The organism is Streptomyces sp. NPDC101151 (assembly GCF_044768335.1).
In the GTDB taxonomy this organism is placed as follows: Bacteria; Actinomycetota; Actinomycetes; order Streptomycetales; family Streptomycetaceae; genus Streptomyces.
Genome location: NZ_JBIWPP010000014.1, coordinates 151,272 through 175,000 on the forward strand (window position 1 = coordinate 151,272; position 23,729 = coordinate 175,000).

At 70.9% G+C, this 23,729-nt stretch carries 17 protein-coding genes; 10 read left to right on the forward strand and 7 right to left on the reverse strand.

Features of this window, described 5'->3' with window-relative positions:
- Positions 1–217: 217 nt before the first annotated feature.
- Complete coding sequence (locus ACIRU3_RS25365) at positions 218–2,392, reverse strand: MMPL family transporter (protein WP_404060282.1); 2,175 nt, start codon at positions 2,390–2,392, stop codon at positions 218–220.
- A gap of 99 nt (positions 2,393–2,491) precedes the next feature.
- On the opposite strand from ACIRU3_RS25365, the gene ACIRU3_RS25370 reads away from it, so the two are divergent.
- Positions 2,492–3,115, forward strand: a complete 624-nt coding sequence (locus ACIRU3_RS25370; RefSeq protein WP_404060285.1) for a TetR/AcrR family transcriptional regulator — start codon at positions 2,492–2,494, stop codon at positions 3,113–3,115.
- Complete coding sequence (locus ACIRU3_RS25375; protein ID WP_404060288.1) at positions 3,112–3,840, forward strand: LmeA family phospholipid-binding protein; 729 nt, start codon at positions 3,112–3,114, stop codon at positions 3,838–3,840. The genes ACIRU3_RS25370 and ACIRU3_RS25375 overlap by 4 nt, the downstream gene beginning before the upstream one ends.
- 249 nt (positions 3,841–4,089) lie before the next feature.
- On the opposite strand, the gene ACIRU3_RS25380 is transcribed toward ACIRU3_RS25375, so the two are convergent.
- Positions 4,090–4,533, reverse strand: a complete 444-nt coding sequence (locus ACIRU3_RS25380; RefSeq protein ID WP_404060290.1) for a VOC family protein — start codon at positions 4,531–4,533, stop codon at positions 4,090–4,092.
- Between the two features lie 208 nt (positions 4,534–4,741).
- On the opposite strand from ACIRU3_RS25380, the gene ACIRU3_RS25385 reads away from it, so the two are divergent.
- A complete protein-coding gene (locus ACIRU3_RS25385) occupies positions 4,742–5,515 on the forward strand; it encodes a YqjF family protein (RefSeq protein WP_404060293.1) in 774 nt (257 codons plus the stop codon).
- A 77-nt stretch (positions 5,516–5,592) separates the two neighbouring features.
- Here ACIRU3_RS25385 and ACIRU3_RS25390 read toward each other — a convergent pair whose 3' ends face one another.
- Both ACIRU3_RS25390 and ACIRU3_RS25395 read right to left on the reverse strand, forming a co-directional pair.
- Entirely contained in the window at positions 5,593–6,936 is a 1,344-nt protein-coding gene (locus ACIRU3_RS25390; protein ID WP_404060296.1) for a M1 family metallopeptidase, read from the reverse strand.
- A gap of 77 nt (positions 6,937–7,013) precedes the next feature.
- Positions 7,014–10,898, reverse strand: coding sequence for a Pls/PosA family non-ribosomal peptide synthetase (locus ACIRU3_RS25395; protein WP_404060298.1), 3,885 nt, complete (start codon positions 10,896–10,898; stop codon positions 7,014–7,016).
- A 519-nt stretch (positions 10,899–11,417) separates the two neighbouring features.
- Here ACIRU3_RS25395 and ACIRU3_RS25400 point away from each other — a divergent pair.
- The 5 genes from ACIRU3_RS25400 to ACIRU3_RS25420 all read left to right on the forward strand — a co-directional run bounded on the left by ACIRU3_RS25400 (position 11,418) and on the right by ACIRU3_RS25420 (position 15,827).
- A complete protein-coding gene (locus ACIRU3_RS25400; RefSeq protein ID WP_404060301.1) occupies positions 11,418–11,900 on the forward strand; it encodes a GNAT family N-acetyltransferase in 483 nt (160 codons plus the stop codon).
- Between the two features lie 106 nt (positions 11,901–12,006).
- Positions 12,007–12,582, forward strand: coding sequence for a hypothetical protein (locus tag ACIRU3_RS25405; RefSeq protein ID WP_404060303.1), 576 nt, complete (start codon positions 12,007–12,009; stop codon positions 12,580–12,582).
- Positions 12,583–12,830: 248 nt separating this feature from the next.
- Complete coding sequence (locus ACIRU3_RS25410; RefSeq protein ID WP_404060306.1) at positions 12,831–13,874, forward strand: PP2C family protein-serine/threonine phosphatase; 1,044 nt, start codon at positions 12,831–12,833, stop codon at positions 13,872–13,874.
- Between the two features lie 142 nt (positions 13,875–14,016).
- Complete coding sequence (locus ACIRU3_RS25415) at positions 14,017–15,024, forward strand: NADP-dependent oxidoreductase (protein ID WP_404060308.1); 1,008 nt, start codon at positions 14,017–14,019, stop codon at positions 15,022–15,024.
- Complete coding sequence (locus ACIRU3_RS25420; protein WP_404060310.1) at positions 15,021–15,827, forward strand: SDR family NAD(P)-dependent oxidoreductase; 807 nt, start codon at positions 15,021–15,023, stop codon at positions 15,825–15,827. Before ACIRU3_RS25415 ends, ACIRU3_RS25420 begins: the two co-directional genes overlap by 4 nt.
- A 188-nt stretch (positions 15,828–16,015) precedes the next feature.
- Here the strand turns inward: ACIRU3_RS25420 and ACIRU3_RS25425 are convergent, their stop codons facing one another.
- From ACIRU3_RS25425 to ACIRU3_RS25435, 3 genes are read right to left on the reverse strand one after another with little or no spacing between them, the layout of a single operon-like run.
- Complete coding sequence (locus tag ACIRU3_RS25425; protein ID WP_404060426.1) at positions 16,016–17,287, reverse strand: sugar ABC transporter permease; 1,272 nt, start codon at positions 17,285–17,287, stop codon at positions 16,016–16,018.
- Between the two features lie 5 nt (positions 17,288–17,292).
- Positions 17,293–18,066: an ATP-binding cassette domain-containing protein gene (locus ACIRU3_RS25430; protein ID WP_404060313.1), complete on the reverse strand. Its 774-nt coding sequence runs from the start codon at positions 18,064–18,066 to the stop codon at positions 17,293–17,295.
- 49 nt (positions 18,067–18,115) lie between these two features.
- Positions 18,116–19,204, reverse strand: coding sequence for a substrate-binding domain-containing protein (locus ACIRU3_RS25435; RefSeq protein ID WP_404060316.1), 1,089 nt, complete (start codon positions 19,202–19,204; stop codon positions 18,116–18,118).
- A gap of 920 nt (positions 19,205–20,124) precedes the next feature.
- Here ACIRU3_RS25435 and ACIRU3_RS25440 point away from each other — a divergent pair.
- A complete protein-coding gene (locus ACIRU3_RS25440) occupies positions 20,125–22,518 on the forward strand; it encodes a SpoIIE family protein phosphatase (protein ID WP_404060428.1) in 2,394 nt (797 codons plus the stop codon).
- Positions 22,515–23,606: a substrate-binding domain-containing protein gene (locus ACIRU3_RS25445; RefSeq protein WP_404060318.1), complete on the forward strand. Its 1,092-nt coding sequence runs from the start codon at positions 22,515–22,517 to the stop codon at positions 23,604–23,606. The genes ACIRU3_RS25440 and ACIRU3_RS25445 overlap by 4 nt, the downstream gene beginning before the upstream one ends.
- Positions 23,607–23,729: the final 123 nt, after the last annotated feature.

The window sequence follows — 23,729 nt, forward strand, 5'->3', positions numbered from 1 at the left end:
TGCAGCATCTCGACACAGCTGGGTACGACGGCCTCGACTGGATCTGCGTCGCACAGCCGGGGAGTTGGGCGACCGAGGGCGCGGTCACGATCCACTGTCCGGAGATCCGGGCGAGGCCGTCTGGTGCTGTGAGTGGATACGTTCACCGGGGCCACGGTGGCTGTGGACCGGGGGCGGTCCTTCCTCCGCCAGAGCCCCGGCTGTCCCTCCCCGTGGGTCAGGCGTGCAGATGGGGCAGACGGCGGTCGAGCCAGGCGGGGAGCCACCAGTTGGCCCGGCCGAGGAGGAACATGCTGGACGGGACAAGCACGAGGCGGACGAGGGTGGCGTCGAGGATCACGCTGACGGCGAGGCCGAGAGCGAGCATCTTCACCACGACCGTGGGCGAGCTGGTGAAGGAGAGGAAGACCGCGGTCATGATGAGCGCGGCGCTGGAGATGACGCGGCCGGTGGCGGCCAGCCCGGTGCCGACGGAGCGTGTGTTGTCGGCGGTGGTGCGCCAGACGTCCGCGATGCGGGAGAGCAGGAAGATCTCGTAGTCCATGGAGAGCCCGAAGACGATGGCGAACATCATCATCGGGACATAGGACTCGATGGGCACCGGTTCGTGCAGGCCGAGCAGGCTGCTGCCCCAGCCCCACTGGAAGACGGCGGTCAGGATGCCGTAGGAGGCGGCGGTGGTGGCCAGGTTCAGCAGGACCGCCTTGACCGGGATGACCAGGCTGCGGAAGACGGTCGTCAGCAGCAGGAAGGCCGCGGCGAGGACGGTGGCGATGATGACGGGCAGGCGCTGCTGGACGGTGTCGCGGAAGTCCACCTGGGCTGCGGTGGTGCCGGTCACGTAGCCATGGGCGGTCGTGCCGTGCAGGGCGTCGGGAAGGGTGTGGTCGACCAGGGTGGTCACCAGGGTGCTGGTGCTCTCGTCCTGAGGGCTGTGGGCAGGGGTGACGGTGGCTGTCAGGAGCTTTCCGTCCCGGCTGGGCCGGGGCGTGGTCACGTCGGCGACGTCCGGCGTGCTGTTCAGGGCGTGCTGGACGGTCGGGGTCAGACTCGCTGCCCGATCCCGGTCGGCGCCCAGGTCGATCACGACGGTCAGGGGGGCGTTGGCGCCCGGGCCGAACTCCGGCCCGCGCGTATGGGTGATCAGGTCGTAGGCGGTGCGGCTGGTGGTGCCGGCGGGGTCGGCGCTCGCGTCGACGTGGCCCAGGCGCATGGACAGGGCCGGGATGGTGAGGAGGGCCAGAACCGCGGTGCCGGCAGTGAGGTAGCGCCAGGGGTGGCGGGCGATCCGGGCCGCATAGCGGTGCCAACCGTCGCGGTCGCCGGAGGTTTCGGCGATCGGCCGGCGCAGGGCCAGCCGGTCGATGCGGCGGCCGGTCAGGCTGAGAGCGGCCGGAACGAGGGTGACGGCGGCGGTCGCGGTGATCGCGACGGCGATGGAGGCGGCGAGGCCGAGTTTGCCTATGAAGGTCAGGCCGCAGGCGTAGAGGCTGAGCATGGCCACGACGACGGTGACACCGGCGACCAGGACGGCGCGGCCGCTGCCGGCGGTCGTACGGGCGGCGGCGGTGACCGGGTCCTGACCGTCGATCAGGTCCTGGCGGTATCGGGTGGTCAGGAAGAGCGCGTAGTCGATGCCGACACCGAGACCGATCATGGTGGCCAGAGTGGGTGCGGCGGTGGCGAGGGACACGGTGCCGGCGACGATGCCGACGACGCCGATACCGGTGCCCACCGCGATCAGCGCGGAGACCAGGGGCAGCAGCGCGGCGAGGATGCTGCCGAAGGCGATGATCAGCACGAGAAGTGCGGCGGCGATGCCGACCAGTTCGCTGGCACGGTCGTTGGCGGGCTGCCGGGTGACCTGGTCGAGGTCACCGCCGTAGGCGACCTCCAGGTGCGCGTCACGGGCCGGCTCCGTCGCACGGTCGAGCTGTCCGGTGTAGTCGTGGCCGAGCGTCTTGGCCTGTACGTCGAACCGCACCGTGGTGTACGCGGTACGCCCGTCCGTGCTGACCACCGGGGTGGAGGCGGACGTCACGTGGGGCAGCTGCCCGAGTGCGGTCACCGAACGGCTCATCGACGGACCGGACGTGACGCTCCCGCTGTCGGTGTGGAAGACGACCCGGCCGCTGGAGCCGCCCGCGCCGGGGGAGTGGGCGGCGAGAAGATCTGCGCCGGTACTGGACTGCGTGCCCGACAAGGTCACCTGGTCGCTGAAGACAGGTGCCGCGACGTGCCGGCCGGCCAGCGCGGCTGCCAGGGTCACCAGCCACAGGGCGATCACCAAGACGGGGCGGCGGGCGCACCACAGGCCCAACCGGGAGAGTCCGCCGAGGCGTTGGTGGGGAGCGGGCGATGTCGGTGTCTCGATGGTGGATCGTGCGGGCACGGCGGGCTCCAGCGTCGGTGGACGGGATCGGTGGAGGCGACAGTAGACCAAAAGTGTCATGACTGTCATTTGTCATGAGTGACAAGTTATGCTGGGGGCATGTCCCCTCAAGACCCATCGCCCACTCCAGGGCTGCGGGAGCGCAAGAAGGACCAGACCCGGCAGAATCTGCGTGCCTGTGCCGCCCGCCTCTTCGCCGAGCAGGGCTTCGCCGACACCACCGTCGCCGACATCGCCGCCTGCGCGAACGTGTCCACGCGCACGTTCTTCCGCTACTTCGACAGCAAAGAAGACCTGCTGCTGCCCGACGGAATGGAGATCTTCGCCGCTGTCGAACAGGCCCTCGCACAACGCCCGTTGGACGAACCGCCCCTGGACGCCGTCTACCACGCCCTGCTGACCGCAGCCGCACCGTTCAGGAACACCAGCCTGGCCGCCCTCACCCACCCCCTGGACGGCACGGAACAGCTGATCGCCGCGCGGATGATCCAGGCCTTCACCGAGTTCGAGGAACGACTCACGCGCCTGGTCCACGACCGCCTGCCCCCCGAGACCCCGGACGCCGACCTGTACGCCGCGGTGGTCGCCGGCGCCGCACTGGGAACCGTCCGCGCCATCCTGCGCACCCAGCGCGGCCGCCGCGCCGCCGGCACGTACGAGCCGGCTGTCCTGCTCCCTCAGGCCTTCCAGTTCCTGCGACAGATCGGACACCCCGCTCCATGAGCCGCCGACGCCTCCTGCTCGCCGCCACGGCAGCCCTCGCGGTCATCGCACCGCTCTTCGCCGGCGTGGTGGTCACGCACCACGCCGAACAGCGCATCAGCCGGGTCGCGGCGTGCCGCCTCGCTCCCGTCGGTCACGTCAGCGCCACTCTCGACAGCTCTCTGGCACCGGTGAAGCTGCTCGGCGGGAGCATCGGCGACGTCGACATCCACGCCGGCCAACTCGAGCGCCAGGGCACGTCCATGGACCTCGACGCCCACTTGCGTCAGGTCACGACCAGCGGGGCCAGCCAGGGCGGCGACGCCACTGTGACCATCCCGTACGCCCAGCTCGTCAAGCGCCTTCCTACCGTCGGCAGTGGCACCCCGTGGACAGCCGGCACCGACGGGACCGGCCTGACCTTCACCGGCACCACCGGAACCCTGGGCATACCGGTCACCGTCCACGCCGACATCACCCTCGGCGCAAACACACTCATCGTCACGCCCACCGAGGTCACCGTTCTCGGCCGCACTGTTCCCGTCGACGCCCTGCCCGGCGAAGCGATGGACAAATCCACGGCCCAGCGCCTGAAGCCACGCGAGGTCCCCCTCACCGCCCTCCCCTCCGGCGTGCGGGCCACCGGCGCCAAGGCCACGAGCGAGGGCCTCGCCGTCCATCTCGCCCTGACCGCCGACGCCACCCGCAAAGCTGCAAAGGCCGCGAGCGGGTGTGCGGCAGCGTGATTCCACGGGCGGCGTGGCTTCCTGGCGTTGCCCCCGGCGTGTATGGAAACCGAATTGTACTTCGCCCGCTCGCCCCGCTGAGTGAATCCGGCGGGCGCACCGGCGGGACATTCACCTTCGGCAACCCGAGCGACGGCTTCTGCCACTTCGTCGGCGGTGTCCCGGCGGCCACGCACAACGACACCGACGGACCAGGACTCCCGGCCGGCGATCGCACGGCCGGCCGGGAGTCTCGCGCTCTCGTCCGCGTCAGCGTCCGGGCAGGCGGGTGGTGACCTCCTGCACGAACCAGCCGTTGCCGTCCGGGTCGTCGAAGGAGAGGAACGAGCCGTAGGTCTGGCGGTCCGGGGCCGGCCCGTCGACCCGTGCCTCCGTTCCCGCATGGTGGAAGATTCCGCCGGCGTCGTGGAACACCGCGCTCACCGGCACACCGCGGCCGGCCAGGTCGGCGCGCGCCGCCTCGATGTCGTCGACGACCAGCATCATGCCCTGCGCCGATCCCGGTGCGGCCGAGGTGATGCCCTTGCCGAAGATGACGGCGGCCGGCGATCCGGGCGGCGTCATCTGCACCACCCGGAACTCCTCACCCGTGGCGAAGTCCGCGTCCTCGCGCCAGCTCAGCCCCTTGTAGAAGTCCTTGGCCCGGTCCACATCACCGACCGGGATCACCAGGACCTCAAGCTTGTAGTCCATGACCGTCGCTCCTCTCGCACGCTGTCGGCAGGTCTTCGACGGGCAGCCCCGAACAGCCCGTCTCCGGTCCGTGAGCACCCTGGTCGACACCCTGGCCCACACGCGGGCCGGGGCCCCGAGTGGTCATCGGCGAGTCGCCCGGATTCCCCCGGGCGCACAGACCAGGGCCGAGGTTCGGCCTCGCGGGACGCTCCGGGATACTGGCGCGATGTCGCAGCCACCGCTCGTCGTCGAACCCGAGCCCATATCGGCCGACCCGCCTCATTCCGAGGACCGCCCGCTGCTCACCCAGTCCTGGCTGGATCTGGCCTTCCTCCACTGGGCCGCCGACCCCGCGGACGTCGCCACGCTGCTGCCGGCGGGCACCCGGCCGGACACGCTGGACGGGGTCACGTACGTCGGTCTCGTCGCTTTCCGGATGCATCGCGTCGGATGGTTCCGTCTGCCCGGCGTCCCGTACCTCGGTTCCTTCCCGGAGACCAACGTCCGCCTGTACTCCGTGGATGCCCACGGCCGGCGTGGCGTGGTCTTCCGCTCCCTGGACGCGTCGCGTCTGATCCCCGTCGCCGTCGGACGGGCCGCCTTCCGCCTCCCGTACATCTGGTCGCGGATGGAGATCCGCCAGGAGGGCAGCACGGTCTCGTACACCAGCAGCCGACGGTGGCCCGGACCCCGCAGCGCGCGCAGCAGCCTTGCGATACAGATCGGCGAACGCGTCGAGGAACCGACCCAGCTCGAACACTTCCTGACCGCCCGCTGGGGCATGCACAGCGCCTTCTTCGGCCGTGCCCTGTACCTCCCGAACACCCACCCCCGCTGGCCGCTGCACCGCGCCGAGCTGCTCCACTGCGACGAGAACCTCGTGGCCACGGCGGGCCTGCCCGCACCCGTCGGGGCACCCGTCAGCGTGCTCTACTCCCCAGGAGTCCCGGTCCGCTTCGGACGCCCACCCCGCACACCGGCCGGCATCCCCACCCCCTGAACGCCCGGCCGCCGCACTCCCCGTACGGCTCGGGCACCCTGCACGGCCGGGAGCGCGGCTTCACGGACACGGTTCCGCTAGACGGCCAGCCGTGAGCCGTCCACGGGCAGTGGCGGCAGCCGCGTCCCGTCCACCCATGCCGCGAACAGCCCGTCCAGCGGCTCGTCCGTGTACCGGGCCACGTGCGCGGCGAACGACGCGGTCGTCACGGCCGCACCCCGGTGCAACGCGGCCCAGCCGTGCAGCATGCGGAAGAACGCCTCGTCGCCCAGGGCAGCACGCAGCGCGTGCACGGTGAGCCCGCCCCGCTGGTAGAGCCGGTCGTCGAACATCAGCTTGCGGCCCGGGTCGGACAACCGCAGGTCCTGCGGCAGTGTGGAGAGCAACCGGTGAGCGATGGTGGCCAGTTGCTGGGCGGTACGGCCGCCCGAGCGCTCCGACCACAGCCACTCCGCGTACTTGGCGAGGCCCTCGTTCAGCCAGATGTGCCGCCAGTCGGCGATGGACACGCTGTTGCCGAACCACTGGTGCGCCAGCTCGTGCGCGACCAGCCGCTCCGATCCCCGGGCCCCGTCGACGTGGTTGGCGCCGAACAGCGACAACCCCTGCGCCTCGACCGGGACATCGAGTTCCTCGTCCGTCACGACGACGGCGTACTCGTCGAACGGATACGGGCCGAACAGTTCCTGGAACAGCTCCATCATCGCGGGCTGCCGGGCGAAGTCCCGGGAGAACTGCGGGAGCAGATGCGCCGGAATGTGCCCGTGCTGCGGCACGCCTCCCGGTCCCGGGTCGCCCAGCAGCACGGTCTGGTACTTGCCGATCGCCAGCCCGACCAGATAGCTGGACGTGGGCGCCGCCTGCTCGTAGACCCAGGTGGTCGTCGAGGCCTTCGTCGTACGGGTCAGCAGGCGGCCACCCGCGACCACCGAGTACGCCGACGGCGTGGTGATCGAGAGCAGGTACGACGCCTTGTCGGCCGGCCGGTCGTTGCACGGGTACCAGGACGGCGCGCCGATCGGCTGGCTGGCCACCAGCGCCCCGTCGTGCAGCTCCTCCCAGCCGAGCTCGCCCCAGGGGCTGGCCACCGGCCGTGGGTTGCCCGACCAGTGCACCTCGACCGTGAAGGCGGCCCCGGCCCGCAGCGGCTTCGCGGGCCGGATGCGCAGCCGGCCGCCCCGGTGCGTGTAGTGCGACTGCCGGCCGTCCACCCGGACCCGGCCGATCTTGAAGTCGGCCAGGTTCAGCTGGAATTCGGTGAGCGGCGCCCGGCCCGCGATCGCATTGATCCGTGCCGCGCCGGACAACCGGTTCGGGCCGGGCCGGTAGTCCATCGTGAGCTCGTAGCGGTGCACCCGGTAACGGGGATCGCCGTTGGCCGGGAAGTACGGGTCCGGACCCATTGACTGCTGAACTGCCACTGCCGCGTCTGCTCCCTGCGCTGTGCCGCCACTCCGTGCCGCCGGTGCACCGCCCGCCGGCACCGGGCGGCCCCTGCTCAGCGGCGCCATGCCTCGATCGGGTTGCCGAGCCAGCGAGTGTCGTCCGGGACGGACTCCGCGGCCATGACGAGCGACGCGGGACCCAGTGTCGTACGGGCCCCGATCGTGCTGCCGGGCAGCACGATCCCGCCAGGACCCAGCGTGGCGCCCTCACGGAGAACTACAGTATCCGTCCTCAAGATCCGGTCGTGGAAGAGGTGCGTCTGGAGTACACAGCCGCGGTTCACGGTCGCGGCGTCCTCCAGGGTCACCAGATCCGTCTCCGGAAGCCAGTAGCTCTCCACCCAGACGCCCTTGCCGATGCGCGCGCCGAGGCCCCGCAGCCACGCCGTCATCACCGGCGTGCCCGGCACCGAACCGGCCAGCCACGGCACCGCCAGCACCTCGACGAACGTGTCCGCCAGCTCGTTGCGCCACACGAAGGAGCTCCACAGCGGATGTTCTCCGTCGTGGTGCCGACCCACCAGCAGCCACTTCGCGACGATCGACATCACGCCTGCCACGGCACCCGCAGCGAGCAGCACCAGCCCCGACAGCAGCGGCGCCCACACCCCGAGCGCGCACAGCGCGGCAACCGCCAGCCCGGCCAGCGCCGTCGAACACAGCACCGGCACGATCCGGCACAGCTCCACAAGACCACGCGCCCACAGCAGCCGAGCGGGCGGGTCGTATGTACGACTCTGGTCGCCGTCGCTCGCGCTGCGCGGCAGTTTCACCGGCGGCAGGCCCAGGTACGAGGTGCCCTTCTTCGCCTTCTTCGGCGTCGCGGACAGCACGCCGACCAGACCGCCCTCCGGCACGCTCCGGCCCGGCGCGGTCATCCCCGAGTTCCCCAGGAACGCCCGCCGGCCGATCTCCGCGCGTCCGATCCGTACCCAGCCGCCGCCCAGCTCGTACGGCGCGGTCAGCGTGTCGTCCGCAAGGAACGCGCCGTCACCGACGGTGGTCAGGCTCGGCAGCGCGAGCACGGTGGACACCTCGGCGCCCCGCCCGATGCGCATCCCGAGCAGCCGCAGCCACACCGGCGTGACCAGCCCGGCGTACAGCGGGAACAGCGTCTCCCGGGAGCGATCCATCAGCTGTGTCACGGTCCACGCCTGCCAGCCGATCCGGCTGTGCGTCGGATGGGTGCCCTCGCGCAGCCTCACGCTGAGCAGCCGCACCGCGACGAGGATCAGCAGCGCGTAGGCAAGGCCGAACGCCAGCGTGGCCGGGACCAGGGCCAGGGCCGCTCCGCGCAGGGCCTCGCCGAGCCCGTCGCCGGGCGCCACGAACAGCCCGGCCACCAGCACCGCGGCCACTCCGGCGACCAGCGGCAGGGCGTTCAGCGCGACGCCGGTCACGCCGTACATGATCCGCCAGTACGTGCCTCGCTGCGGCCGCTCCTTGGGCCAGTTCCGCTTGGCCTTGCCGAGCTTGGCCGCGGGTGCGCCGGCCCAGCGCTGCCCGGTGGGGATCTGCCCGGTGACCGCCGACCCCGGTGCCACCTCGGCCCGCTTGCCGACGCGGGCGCCCGGGAAAAGGATGCTGCGCGTTCCCACGACGGCGTGCGCGCCGACCTTCACCGTGCCGATCACCAGTCTGTCGCCGTCCAGCCAGTAGCCGGACAGGTCCACCTCGGACTCCACCGCGGCCCCGCGCCCCAGCTTGAGCATGCCGGTGACCGGCGGCAGCGAGTGCAGGTCCACATCGGTGGCGACCTTGCCGCCCAGCGCCCGCGCGTACCGCTCCAGCCATGAACCGGTCAGCGCGGTCGCCCCGCTGAACTCGGCCAGCCGCTCCGCCGTCCACAGCCGCAGATGGACGCTGCCGCCACGGGGATACCGGCCGGACCGCACACCCCGCAGCAGCAGCCGGGCACCGCCCGCCGCCACCGCGATCCGCCCGGGCGGGCTGAACAGCAGCAGCGCTCCGGCGGCGATCAGCCACCAGGACGCGGTCGGCAGCCATGCGTAGCCGGGCAGCAGATTGCCCAGCGCGGCCAGCGCGACCGTCCAGCGCAGCCCGAGCAGCGTGAACAGCGGCACCAGCAGCAGGCTCTGCACGATCTGGGCACGGACCGGAACCGGCGCGACCGTGCGGGTCTTGCCGTCGTCCTGCTTCGAGGCTTCGAGGTGCCGGGCCAGCTTGCGCAGCACCGGCTGCTGGTAGATGTCGAGGACGGCCGCGCTCGGGTAACGGGTGCGCAGCCGGGTGGTGAGCTGGGCGGCGGCGAGGCTGCCGCCGCCGATCGCGAAGAAGTCGTCGGAGGCGCGCTTCACCGGGATACCCAGGACTTCCGCCCACTGCTCGGCGAGCCAGGCCTCGGTGCCGTAGAGCTGCTCGGCCTTTCCGCCGGTCTCCAGGCCCTCCAGGGGCCATGGCAGGGCGTTGCGGTCGACCTTGCCGGAGGTTCGCGTGGGCAGCTCCTCGACGCGGGCGAGCAGCGGCACCAGGGCGGCCGGCAGCTCGGCGCGCAGCTTCTCCACCGCCGCCGCCTGATCCCAGCCCTCCTGCGTGACGACGTACCCGACGAGCAGCTGGTTGCCGCTGCGGGCGGTGCGCACGGCGGCCGCCGCACCGGCGACCCCGGGCAGCGCCTGCAGGGCGGCGTCGACCTCGCCCAGCTCGATCCGCCGCCCGCCGAGCTTGATCTGCTCGTCGGCCCGCCCCAGGAAGACCAGCCCTTCCGGCTCGGCCTTGACCAGGTCACCGCTGCGGTACGCCCGCTCCCAGCCCAGCGACTCCAGCGGCGCGTACTTCTCCGCGTCCTTCTCGGCGTCGAGATACCGGGCGAGCCCGACCCCGCCGATCACGAGCTGTCCGCTGCCCCCCATGGCCACGGGTTCCCCGCCCTCGTCCACGACGGCCAGCTCCCAGCCGTTCAGCGGCAGCCCGATCCGCACCGGCCCCTCGCCGGTCATCAGCGAGGCGCAGGCCACGACGGTCGCCTCGGTGGGCCCGTAGGTGTTCCACACCTCGCGCCCCTCCGTGACCAGCCGCTGCGCCAGCTCGGGCGGGCAGGCCTCACCGCCGAAGATCAGCAGGCGTACGTCGTTGAGGGTGTCCGGCTCCCACAGAGCGGCCAGCGTCGGCACCGTGGACACGACCGTGATCTCCTGCTCGACCAGCCAGGGCCCGAGATCGGCACCGCTCCTGACCTGCGACCGGGGAACGGGCACCAGACACGCACCGTACCGCCAGGCCAGCCACATCTCCTCGCAGGAGGCGTCGAAGGCGACGGACAGCCCCGCCATGACCCGGTCCCCGGGCCCGATCGGCTCCTCGGTCAGGAACAGCGCGGCCTCGGCGTCCACGAAGGCGGCGGCGCTGCGGTGCGTGACGGCGACGCCCTTGGGCTTCCCGGTGGACCCGGAGGTGAAGATGATCCAGGCGTCGTGCTCGACACCGGGCCGCCCGGCGGCCGCGTGCGGCGAGCCGGGCACCTCGGACGAGGCGCTGACGTCGATCCGGTGCCCCGCCCCGATGACGGCCCGCACGTCCGCCTCTCCGAACACCAGCTCGGCCCGCTCGTCCGGGTCCTCGGCGTCGACGGGAACATAGGCGGCACCGGCCGCGAGCACGGCCAGAATGGCGACGTACAGATCATTGGTCCCCGAGGGAACCCGCACGCCGACCCGGTCTCCGAGCTCGGCGCCGGCCTCGGCCAGCCGTCGGCGCAGCCGCTCCACCTCGACCGCGAGCGCGCGGTAGCTGAGGCGTGTGCTGCCGTCGTCCAGTGCCGGCTCGTCCGGGTACGAGCGCACGGACGCTTCGAAGATGTCGACCAGCGTGCGCGGCGAGGCGGCGGGCCCCGCGGAGAAACGTGCCGTATCGCCGAACTGCTCGAGGATCTCCTCGTCGAGCAGGCCGAGAGCGCTGCCCTCGTGTATGGCTGCCATCCGGTCCTCGCGTCTCGTTCCCGGAAGCCTCCGGGGCGCTGGCGGGCCCGCAGGTCTGCCTGGGGTTGTCCGGCTCCAGCTCCGTAACAAGCCGGATATATTAGTACGACGCTATCCGCGTCCCCACGCCCGAGCCACTCGGTACGGCCGTCCGGGGGTGTCCGGGAGATCATCCGGACGTCGCTGACCTGCGATTATGTGTGGGAGACGAGAGTTGCCCCACATATGATGCCAAGCGCGGGATATTTATGGGCAGTTCGTACAGACCGTCAGCTGCCGCCACTCGCAGTGAACGCCTCCACCGGTGTGCCGAGGCCGACCGGGCGACGAACTTTCAGACCGGGTTCTCGGGCCGGGCGTTGCCCCGGAAGCCGAAGCCGGGGGCACCGTGCCGGAGCGTCGGCGGCCATACGGGTGAAGGACGTGTCCAGGACGCCTCAGTTGCCGGCGCGACGCGGAGCCCCCTGGCCTCCCGGGCGGATGAGTGGTTGTCAGTGGGACGAGATAGCGTCGCGCGGTATGAGTGGTCAACGGATCGGGATCGTCATACGCCGTGCACAGCCCTCTGATGTGGAGGGACTGGTCGCGTGCAGTAGTGCGCTGTTCGCTGAGGACGCCGGGACCAGGGATCCGAGCGTCGACGTGGCTTGGCCGCGGGAGTTCGGACCTGAGCGCTTCGCCGCCGCCATGGACGATCCGGCCAGGCTGCTTCTCGTTGCCGAGTGCGACGGACAGGTCGTCGGTCACCTCACCGGGGCCGTGGCTGAGGGATCTGCGATGAGGCCGGCCAAGGTCGCGACACTCGTGAGCATGTATGTGCGGCCGGCCCGTCGCAGTGGCGGTCTGGGGGCACGTCTCGTCGCGGGGTTCTCGGCCTGGGCGAAGGAAGCGGGTGCTGAACTGGCCGAGGTGACCGCGTATTCCAGCAACGCCGATGCGCTCCCCTTCTATGAGCGGAACGGCTTCACGAGCCAGTCGGTGACATTGCGGACAACTGTGTGAGGCAGGGCGACCGAGGGCCGTCAATGCGAAGGTGGCCTCCGGAACGGGCCGCGTCCGAGGCCGGGCCGGTGGAAGGTGTTCGTAGCGTGCTGATGAGGGAGACAGAATGAGCGGTGAGCGGCCCGAGCCGAGCTGGGGCGGGTTCGTGAAGGTCTGCGGGCTCACGCAGGAGGAGCAGATCGACTGGGCGGTCGAGCTGGGATTCGACGCCATCGGCATCGTGGTGACGCCCAGGAGCAAGCGGTACTGCCCGCCCGAGCGGGCGGAGGCGCTCGCCCACTACGCCCGCGGTCGGATTCCCTCCTTCGCCGTCGCCCTGACGCACGCCGAAACGACCGGTGTCGCCGAGCACTTCGACACCGTCCAGCTCTACGAGATGGCGAACATCCCGAACCTCGCGCTCGCGTCCGGAACACCGCCCGAGCAGCCGGACGCCCTGCGGTACTTCTTCTACGACGCCAGCGCGGGCAGCGGCGTGTTCGAGGACATCCCCGCCTGGGTCAGCTGCGTTCCCGGCCGGGTGGTGATCGCCGGCGGCCTCGACGAACACAACGTCAAGAGCGTGATCGGCACCTTCACGCCCCACGGGGTGGATGTCTCCAGCAGCGTGGAGACCGCTCCGGGGGTCAAGAGCCGGGAGAAGATGAAGGCCTTCATCGCCGCGGCCCGTCGGGCCGCGTGACCTGTTCGAGTGCGGGGCCCGAGTCGGTCGAGTCCGCTCGGTTCGGGCCGGCACGCTGCACTACGCGTGACCACCGCCGTGCCGTAGTCGCCCTTCAAGGGGCCGATCGCCGCACCTGAGCGCGTGCTCCTGCCGTACGGTGTCTGCTTTGTCCCGATAAGATGCAGTTTGTGATCAGGTCAGGACGGCTCCGGCGCCGCCGGCGCCCTCCATACAGTGGTCTACGGGACGCCGTACTGCTGTCACCGGTGATCCTTACCCTCCTCATCACCGGTCTGGCCTTCGCCACCCCGAGAGAGATCGCCTTCAGCCGTCTCCTGCCCGCGGCGCCCGCCCTCGCGGCCGCGATGTGGCCCGTCGTGCCGACGATCCTGCTGGGGATGTTCTGCCTGCTGGTGATGATCGGGCTGAGCCTCGTCTACTCCGACCTGGGGACGCCGTACACGGCTGCTGCGATCGTCGCGGTCACCTTGGCGGCGGCATACGCCAGCCATCTCAGACTCCAGCGGGAGGAGATGCTCCTCCAGGTCCGGCTTGTCGCCGACGCCGCCCAGAAGGTGTTGCTGCGCCCGCTGCCACGCCGGATCCAGGACGTCGAAATCGAGTCGCTGTACTTGGCGGCCCAGGAGCAGGCCCGGATCGGAGGCGACTTCTATGAGGCGGCCGACACGCCGTACGGGGTCCGGCTGCTCATCGGCGACGTGCGCGGCAAAGGGCTCCCGGCGGTGGGAGCGGCGTCGGCGGTGATCAACTGCTTCAGGGAGAACGCGTACGACCAGCCCGACCTGAGGGGGATCATCCGTCGCCTGGAGGCCAGCATCGCCCGTTACAGCGTCGGGACTCCTTCCCTGGACCAGCCGGAGCACTTCGCCACCGCACTGATCGCCGAGATCCCGTGCGGCGGTGGGCAGATCAGAATTCTCAACTGCGGCCACCCCCCGCCCCTGCTGGTGCGGCACGGCGACCTCCGAGTTCTCGAGTCCACCATGCCTTCGCCGCCCCTCAATCTCGCGACGCTCCTCGGAGACCACTACATCGTCGACACCGTGCCTTTCGGCGAGGGCGACCAGCTGCTGCTCTACACAGATGGCGTAACGGAGACCCGGAGCCGTGACGGCGCGTTCTTTCCGCTGCCGGAGTGGATGCGGCAGCTCGGCCCGGCGCCGCCCCGTGAGCTGCTGGACCGGCTTCACCGGGACCTGCTCCACTACAGCGGCGGAAGGCTCGAAGACGACATCGCGGCCCTCGCGGTGCGCTGCCGGAACCCGTCGGGGCAGGAGCGCTCCGGGTGACACACGCAGCCGGGGATACGGTGCCGGAGGCGCCTCCGGCCGCCGAGAGCAGGGTTTCGGGGAGGGTGTGGTGAACATCACGCGTTGCGACATACCTACTGGTCGGTATCGTGCTGCTGAGCCGCGAACGACAGGAGACGCGATGACCGCGACCAACCGGCAGATCCGTCTGGCAGCCCGCCCCGTGGGCGACGTCAAACCCGAGGACTGGGAGCACTGTTCAGAGCCCGTCGACGAGCCGGGGCCGGGTCGGTTCGTGGGCCGGACGCGCGTGATCTCCCTGGACCCGGCGATGCGGGGCTGGCTGGACGACCGTCCTTCCTATCTGCCGCCGGTGGGCATCGGTGAGGTGATGCGTGCTGGATCGGTCATCGAGGTCACCGCGTCCGAGCACCCCGACTTCCAGCCGGGTGATCACGTGGTCGGCACGTTCGGTGTCCAGGAGTACGCGGTCTCCGACGGCCGGGGCGTCATGAAGATGGACACCTCCCTCGCCCCGCCCTCGACCTATCTCGGCGCGCTGGGCATGCCCGGCATGACCGCCTACTTCGGCCTGCTGGACGTCGGGGCGCTGAAGGAAGGCGAGACCGTCGTCGTGTCGGGGGCGGCCGGCGCGGTCGGCACCATCGCGGGGCAGATCGCGAAGGCCAAGGGCTGCCGCGTCGTGGGAATCGCCGGCGGGCCGGAGAAGTGCGCGCTGCTCACCGACGAACTGGGATTCGACGCGGCGATCGACTATCGCACCGACGACGTCAGGAAGGCGCTGCGCCGGCATGCCCCCGACGGCATCGACGTCTACTTCGACAACGTGGGAGGCGACATCCTCGACGCCGCCCTGACCCGGCTGGCGATGCACGCACGCGTCGTGGTCTGCGGTGCGATCAGTCAGTACAACAACGCCACCCCGGTCCAGGGCCCGTCGAACTACCTGTCGCTGCTGGTGCGGCGCGCCCGCATGGAGGGCTTCGTCGTCTTCGACTACGCCAAGCGCTACCCGCAGGCCGCGCAGGACATCTCGGCCTGGATCGGTGCCGGCCGCATCAAGGTCAAGGAACATGTCGTGAAGGGAAGCGTGGACGACTTCCCCGAGACGTTCGGGATGCTCTTCCGTGGCGAGAACGTCGGCAAGCTCGTCCTGGAGCTGACATGACCGCCGTCGGGCCCCGGGTTGCCGTCCCCGGGCCGGAACGGACGTACGACGCCGCGCTCCAGGGCAAGGTGGCGATCGTGACCGGCGGTGCCGGCGGACTGGGCCGGGCAACGGCACTGGCGCTGGGGAAGGCGGGGGCGCGCGTGGTCGTCGCGGACCTCGACGCCCGGGGCGGCCATGAGGTGGCCGACCTGGTCGGCGGCCAGTTCCGCGCCTGCGACGTCTCCGACCCCGACGCCAACCGTGCACTGGTGGACTTCACCCAGGAGCAGTACGGCGGTGTCGACATCGCGTTGCTCAACGCGGGGGTGGCGACCGGATGCGGCCTCGGCGAGGACTTCGACCTGGCACGCTACCGTCGCGCCATGGGGGCCAACCTCGACGGCGTGGTCTTCGGCACCCATGCGGTGCTGCCGGCGCTGCGGGCCCGCGGCGGCGGGGCGATCGTGGCGACCGCCTCGCTGGCAGGCCTGGCGGCGGTACCGCTCGATCCCCTGTACGCGGCCAACAAGCACGCGGTCGTAGGACTCGCGCGCTCCCTGGGGCCGGCTCTCGCGCCGGAGAACGTGCGCTTCAACGCCGTATGCCCCGGGTTCGCCGAGTCGCGGATCATCGATCCGCTGCGCGACATGCTCTCCGAGCAGGGACTCCCGGTCATCCCGGCCCAGGTCGTGGCGGACACGGTGCTGCGGATCGTCACCGGCGACGGCACCGGGGAGTGCTGGTTCATCCAGCCCGGCCGCGAACCGGAGCCGTTCCGGTTCCGCCACGTCCCCGGTCCGGGCAAGCCTGCCGGCACCTGAGATCGATCACGGCAGCCCGCGCCGGCCGCGGGCTGCCGTTGCCACTGCCGGCCGGGGAGCGAGGGGACAGCCGTAGGTCCGGACGCCTCGTACGTCCGGACGCCTCCGGAGTGCGCACGGCCCGCGGAAGGGCCGGTCCGCTTGCCGGCCGTGGTGAGCTGCGAAGGCTGCGCCATGGAGCGGACGCGTCAAGCCCGTCCATGGGCCTCCTGCGAGCGGCGCGCGAGTGAGTCGATGACCACCGCGGCGAAGAGCACCCCGCCCGTGATCACGAGCTGGACGGCAGTGGGGGTGTCCGTGAGCGCCATGCCCGACGCGATCGACTGGATGACCAGAATGCCGAGGACCGCCGTCCAGGTCGTACCGCGCCCTCCGAACAGGCTGGTGCCACCGATGAGAGCCGCCGCGATCGCGTTGAGCAGCAGGACGCCCGAGCCGGAGTTCTGGCTCACCGAGGTGATGCGCGAGGCCAGGAACAGGCCGCCGAGCGCGGCCATGGTGCCCGAGACCGCGAGCACCGCGGTCCGGACCCGCGTCACGCTGAGGCTGGCGCGACGGGCCGCCTCGACACCGCCGCCGAGCGCGTAGACCTGCCGTCCGTAGTGCGTGCGCCGCAGAAGGATGTCCAGACCGGCCACCACGACGAGGAAGATCAGGAGGGCGAGCGGCAGACCCTGGAACCTGTTCAGCAGAAATGCGGCGGCGAAGGTGATCAGCGCAAGTACGGCCGTGCGCGCCCCGATTCCCCGGAGCGAGCGGTGCGGCATGCCGACAGCCTTGCGGCGCCGTCGGTCCAGGTAGGACGACAGGAAGAACATGCCCGTGCCGAGTGCCGCAAGTCCGTAGGCGGCGCCCTGGTCGGCGAAGTAGTAGCTGGTCAGCTTGGCGACGAGCCCGTTCTCGTCGATGTTGACGGTGCCGCTTGACCCGAGGATGGCGAGCATGACGCCGTTCCAGGTCAGCAGCCCGGCGAGGGTGACGACGAACGCCGGAACCCGGGTCTTGGCGAAGGAGAAACCCTGGACGGTTCCCGCCATGGTGCCCGTGAGGACGGCGAGGACGAAGGCGAGCCATTCCGGCACGCCGTTGTTCACGCTCAGAACGGCGAAGACCGCCGCCGCGAGACCGCTGACCGAGCCGACCGACAGGTCGAGCTCGCCGAGAAGCAGCACGAAGACGATGCCGACCGCGATCAGACCCGTGCCCACGATGTCCACGCTGAGATTGGACAGGTTCCGAGGCGAGAGGAAGTTGTCGTTGAGGCACTGGAAGACGATCCAGACCACGGCGAGGACGAGGATGACGGGGAGCGAGCCCAGTTCGCCGGCGCGCAGTTTGAGCCGGAGGAGGGCTGCCCAGCCCTGCACGGCAGCGGCGGCCGCCCGCACCGGGCGCGGCCGACGGGCCTCGTCGGTGGGTCCGGCGGATTCGGCCCGCGTGTTGTCCGCCATGTCATGCATCCGTTTCACCACCCCGACTCCTCGTGCGTCACCCGGCGGGGCGCGCTTTCCGTGGCACCGGTGATGGAGGACATGATCTGTTCCTGAGACGCGGTGCTCACGTCGAAGAAGCCGTTGTTGCGACCGAGCCGAAGGACGGCGGCCCGGTCCGCGAGGGCTTTCACATCGCCCAGGTTGTGGCTGATGAGGAGTACGCCCAGGCCGCGATCCCGGAGCCGGTCGACGAGGTCCAGGACCTCGGTGGTCTGCTCGAATCCCAGAGCCGCGGTCGGTTCGTCCAGGAGCAGCACCCGCGGCTCACCGAGGAGGGAGCGAGCGATGGCGACGGTCTGCCGCTGGCCGCTGGACAGAGAGACGACAGGGCCGCGCAGGGCGGGGACGCCCCTGGTCAGGCGTTCCAGCAGATGCCTGCTGCGACGTTCCATCTCCACCTCGTCGAGGAACCCGAACCTGCGGATCTCCCGACCGAGGAAGAGATTGCCGACGACGTCGAGATTCCCGCACAGCGCGAGGTCCTGGTAGACGGTGGCGATGCCGAGGTCGCGGGCGTCGTGAGGGCGCTTGATGTGGACGGGCCGGCCCTCCCACTCGATGGCGCCCTTGTCCGCGGGGGCCACGCCGGAGATCACCTTGACCAGGGTGGACTTGCCGGCCCCGTTGTCGCCCAGCAGCGCGAGGACCTGGCCGGCGTGGATCTCCAGCTCGATGTCCGTCAGGACGTCGACGATGCCGAAGCGCTTGCACACGCCGTGCAGCGCCAGCAAGGGGGGAGTCGGCACCGGAAACCATCTCCTTCCCTGGACCCGGGCATCCTCGGTAACCGGGCCCTCAGGTCAGCCCCTCCTTCTTGCAGGCGGCCCGGAGCTGGGGCGTGCAGATCTGCCGGACCGTGTACATGCCGTCCTTCACCAGGGTGTTCTTGATGTCGGCGGCGGTCACGGAGATCGGGGTGAGCATCACGGCCGGGACCTCCGTCCCGTCGCGGGTCGTCACCTTGTCCCGTGCGATCCGGTTGAGGCTGTCACCGCGGGCCGCGGCCACGGCCATGGCGGCGCCGGCGGAAGCCTCGGGCCCGAACGGCTTGTAGACCGTCATGTACTGATCGCCGGCGACGATACGTCGTACGGCCGCAAGTTCGGCGTCCTGCCCGGTGACGGGGGGCAGCGGGTCGACCTTGTTCGCCTTGAGGGCCGTGATACTGCCGCCGGCGAGGCCGTCGTTGGCGGCATAGACCCCTTGGATGTTGCCGGCGCCGAGGGCGGAGATGGCCGCGGACATGTTCGCGTTCGCCGCCTCCGGCCGCCACTGGAGCGTGTCGTACGACTTGGCGATCTTCACTTTCCCTTTGAGCACGGACAGTGCGCCCTGCTTGAACGACACCGCGTTGGGGTCGATGGGATCGCCGTTCATCATGACGATCTGGCCGCTGCGCGCCTTGTCTCCCATGGCCCGCAACAGCGCCCTGCCCTGCAGCTTGCCGACCTCCTCGCCGTCGAAGGAGACATACCCCGAGATGGGGCCCTCGGCGAGACGGTCGTAGGCGATGACAGGGATCCCTGCTTCATGCGCCTTGCGGACCGTGGGCCGGAGCGACCTGGCGTCCACGGCCACGAGCACGATGGCATCGACCCCCTCGGTGATCATCGACTCCATCTGTTCCTGCTGGAAGGCCACGTCGTTCTTGGCAGTGGTGCGCTCGACCGTGCAGTCGCTGCACAGTTCCTTGATCCTCTTCTCCAGCTGGGGCCCGTCCTGCGTCTCCCAGCGTGCGGTGATGGTGTCCGGCAGCAACAGCCCGATCTTCGGCGCGCTCCGGCTGTCGGAGGTGTTCCCGCCGTTCGTCCCGCACGTCGCGAGGGCAAGGATCGCCGAGACCACGGCCATGGCCACGGCCGCGTTCCCCATGAAGGTCTTCATGGGAGAGACCTCCCTCGTCGTTGCGCCACGCGGGGCCCGCGGCCTGCGACCGGCCTTCCACGGCCAGAGGCCCAGGTACTGCTCCCCATCGGTGGATGCCAGATGGGAGGCAACCGGCTCATGGCGCAACGGCGAGGCCGGCGCGCGCCCGGGAACCGGTGCTCGTGGTTCGTGGTGTCAAGGCGGCCCTGTGCGGGCCGGCCGGGTCGTGCGCGGCGGGCGTGGCGAGGCACACCCGCTTTCCGGGACGTCGTGCACCGGGTGGACGCGCGGGGGCACCGGGGCCTGCCCGCACGGGCCGCAGCTCCGCCGGTCGCGGAGCACCACCGTTGTCCGCCGCGGCGGATCGAGGATTCGGCCCGATGAGCCCGGCACCGGCGACTGCCTCGTCGATCATGACGACACCCGGTTTCCGCACCTTGCCACGCGCGCCACCAGGCGGAGGTCCAAGAGGCGACCGGCGGCCGGCACACCGGCACCCGATGTCCGCCCGACCACGTGGATGTGGCGAGACGACCACGTCGCCAGTCTGACACCGGCCGCGGTGATCTGCGAACCCGGCGGCTCGGCCCATCGATCATGTGCGGCACGGGCGCACCGGCGTCGAACGCCGGCGATGGTGAACGTTGCCGAGAGAGACGGCATCGGTCGGTGCGGGCGCCCGCGCGGCCGCTGACGGCACGGAAAGCGATCTGTCCCATTAGCTCGCATATGCGATTCTTGTGTCAGGCCTTCGTCTCCACCTGTCGGCACCTCGGCCTGGACGGGAGGTAGGTGCGGACATGCCTCATGACGGCAGTGCCCGGGCCGGAGTCGCGCAGTGGCGGGAATCCGAGGCCGACGCCTGCGACACCAGCTCACCGCCTCCGCTTCCGGAGGCCGATGCTTGTGTCCGCGTACTGGCGTTCGCCGGAGCGTTGATGGCGGCGGTCTATGTGCCCGAAGCCGGCACGGAAGCGCTTCGGCTGATGGAGACCACCGCAGACGCCGCTTCCGAGTACGGCCTGCCGGAGCGGCTGAGCCTGTCCGGCGGCTCACCCGCGGCCCGTGCCCTCCGCTCCGGCCGGCCGTTGTGGCTCACTTCCGCAGCGCTCGCCTCCCTGCCGGACGGCGGCTCGTTTCCGCCACGGGCAGAGACGTCGCTCGGCGCACTTCCGTTGGGAACAGAGGGCAGGCGGCTGGGCTGTCTTGTCGTCCTGGGCACGTCCACCGCCGGATTCGAGGCCGACCAGCAGCGCTTCCTGGAGCAGTACGCCGACGCGGTCGCCGACCTGCTCCAGACCGTGGCCGGGGGGCCCGCGCCGCAGCCGCTGCTGGGTCCCGCCCTGCACAGTCTGCACGTCGGCTCCTTCGCGCTCATGCCGGACACCGGCCTGATCGAGGCCGACGACACCCTGCTCGAACTGGTCGGCATCACGCCGGACGGCTTCGACGGCAAGGCGGCCACCTTGCTCGTGCATGCCCTCCCGGAGGACATGCACGCACTGATGTCGGTAATGGAGCCATCCAGCCAGGCCCCCGGCGGTCGCGAGCTGGAGTTCCGGGTCCGCAGTCCCAGCGGCGGCATGCGCTGGCTGAGCCTGAGTTGCCGGGCGGTGAGCACCGACGACCGGCCGGAACAGGTACTGGGCGTGGTGACGGCGACCTCGGTCCTGCCCCAGGGCGCCGACGACGTCTCCAGGATCCAGTGGCTGACCGCCGCACTCGACGCCGCCACCACAGTCGCCGACGTCAGCCAGGTGGTGATCACCGCGCTGCGCACACCGCTGGGTGCCGACCGGGTGGCGCTCGCCGAACTGCAGAACAACCGGCTGATGGTGACGGTGCTCGACCCGCCGGAGCCCACCGCCTGGCCCGAGTCATGGCGCTCCGAGTGGCGCTCGGAGTGGCCCGATGCACCGGTCAGTGCTCTGCCCACCCTGCAGATGGCTCTGCGTGACGGACGTCTGGATCTGTGGCCCGCCTGCACAGCCCTGGAACCCGGGCTCGCGGGCATCGGCCCCGGCGGCCTGGCCGTTCTGCCACTGCCCGCCAGGGCCCGGGCCGCCGGCGTGTGCCTGATCGGCTGGGATCAGCCGCACGAGTTCGCCCCCGAGGAGCGGTTCCTGCTGACCGCCACCGCGGCGCTGGTCGGACAGGCCCTCAAACGTGCGCACGCGCACGACGCCGAGCAGGAGCTCGCGACGATGCTGCAGCGCAGCCTGCTGCCCCGGCGCCTGCCCGAACTGTCCGGAGGGACAGCCATCGCCCGCTATCTGCCCGCGCGGCGGGGGTTGCAGGTGGGCGGCGACTGGTACGACGTCATCGCCCTCTCCGAGGACCGGGTGGCACTGGTCATCGGTGACGTCCAAGGACACAGTGCCGGAGCAGCGACGATCATGGGCCAGATGCGCACCGCGGTCAGGGCGTACGCGGTGGAGGGCCACCCACCGGACGTGGTCGTCTCCCATGCCAACCGACTCCTCGTCGGTATGGAATCCGATCTCTTCGCCACCTGCTGCTATGCCGAACTGGACCTGGAGGAGGGCAACACCCTGTTCGTCCGGGCCGGACACCTCTCACCGCTCATACGTCATCCCGACGGCAGCACCGAGGAGGTACAGGTCGAGGGTGCCCTCCCGCTGGGCATCTCCGCGGAGGCGGAGTTCCCGATGACCGCGGTCGCACTGTCCCCCGGCACCCTGCTCGCCCTGGTCACCGACGGCCTGGTCGAGGCCGCCGACCTGCCCCTGGACGAGGGCATGCAGCGCATACGCACCGCGCTCGCCGCGGCCGATCCGGCCGATCCCGGGCGGGTGGCCGACGAACTGCTGGGCGACGCCGGCCGTCGCGAGGACGACGTGGCGCTGTTGCTGCTGCGCTACGACGGCATGAAGACCCGGCCGATACGGGCCGGATGGGCCGTGTGGCGGCTGCCGGACGCCGTCATGCACGCCCGTCGGTTCACCGCGCGAACGCTGCGCCGGTGGAACGTCGAAGCAGTGGCCGACGCGGTACTGCTGGTCGTGTCCGAACTCGTCACCAACGCCCTCGTCTACACCCAGGGGCCGGTCCACCTCGAACTGATGCTCCGCGGGGACCGGGTGCGAATCCGTGTGAGCGACTCCTCTCCGCGCGCGCCCGCCAAGCCGGTGATCGTGGACTGGGAGGCGACCGGCGGCCGAGGCCTGCTGCTGGTCGAAGCGGTGTCGGAGACCTTCGGCTCGGTGCCGGTCGCCCATGGCAAGCAGGTGTGGAGCGAGATCGTCGTGCCGCCGCGCGAACCGGCCCGCACGGGCCCGGGAGCCGGCACCGACCAGGGCGGCCTGCCATGAGAACCCGTCCCCGGCACATCGTCGCGGCCCTCGTCGCCGGGCTCATGACGATGCCCCTGGCCGCCTGCGGGGGAAACGACGAGACGGGTGCGGACAGTTTCACCGTCGGCCTGCTGCTCCCGAGCCGGGCACTGCCCCGCTGGGAGCGGTTCGACAAGCCGCTGATCGAGAAACGGCTGAAGGATCTCTGTCCCCGCTGTGCCATGGAGTACGCCAACGCCGACAACGACGCGATGAGGCAGCAGCAACAGATGAGCTCCATGATCACCAAGGGGGTCAGGGTCCTGATCCTCGACGCCGCCGACACCAGGGTGCTCCGCTCCTCGATCCAGGAGGCGCGCAACGCGGGCGTCCCCGTCGTCGCCTACGACCGGCTCGCCGAAGGCCCGATCTCGGGCTTTGTCAGTTTCGACGGCGCGCAGGTCGGCAGGCTCCAGGGCGAGGCGCTCCTCAAGGCCATGGGCGACAGGGCGAAGGACCGCAACGTGGTCATGATGAACGGCGACCCCGCCAGCCCGAACGCGGCGTGGTTCAGGAAGGGCGCGATGTCCGTCCTCACCGGCAAGGTGCGGATCGGCAGGTCGTACGACACCCCGGGCTGGACCACGGACCACGCCCACGCGGACATGTCCGCCGCCATCGCCGCCATGGGCCCCGGCCGGATCGACGGCGTCCTCGCAGCCAACGACGCCATCGCGGCGGGGGCCATCGCAGCGCTCAAGAGCGCCGGGGTCCGGGAACTTCCCCCCGTCACCGGTCAGGACGCCGACCTCGAAGCCCTGCGACGCATCATCAAGGGCGAGCAGCTGATGACGGTCTACAAACCCTTCCGTGCGGAAGCCGCCGCAGTCGCCGCCATGGCCGTCGCCCTGGGACGCGGTGGGAACGCGAACGACGTCGCCACGACGACGGTCGACAGCCCCACCACCAAGGACATCCCGGCCGTCCTGCTCGCTCCCAGAGCGGTGACAGTCGGCACCATCAAGCAGACGCTCGTGAGGGACGGCGTGTTCACCCTCGGCCGCATCTGCACTCCGGAGCTCAGGGCCGCATGTGACAAGGCCGGACTCGGAGGTGGCAGGTCCTAGCTAGTGCCGCGGGGGGGGGGGGGGGGGGCCCCGCCCCCCCCCCCCCGGGGGGGGCCCCCCCCCCCGAGCGCGGGGGGGGGGGGCGGCGCGCCCGCGCGGGGGCGACGGGGCCGGGGGGGGGGC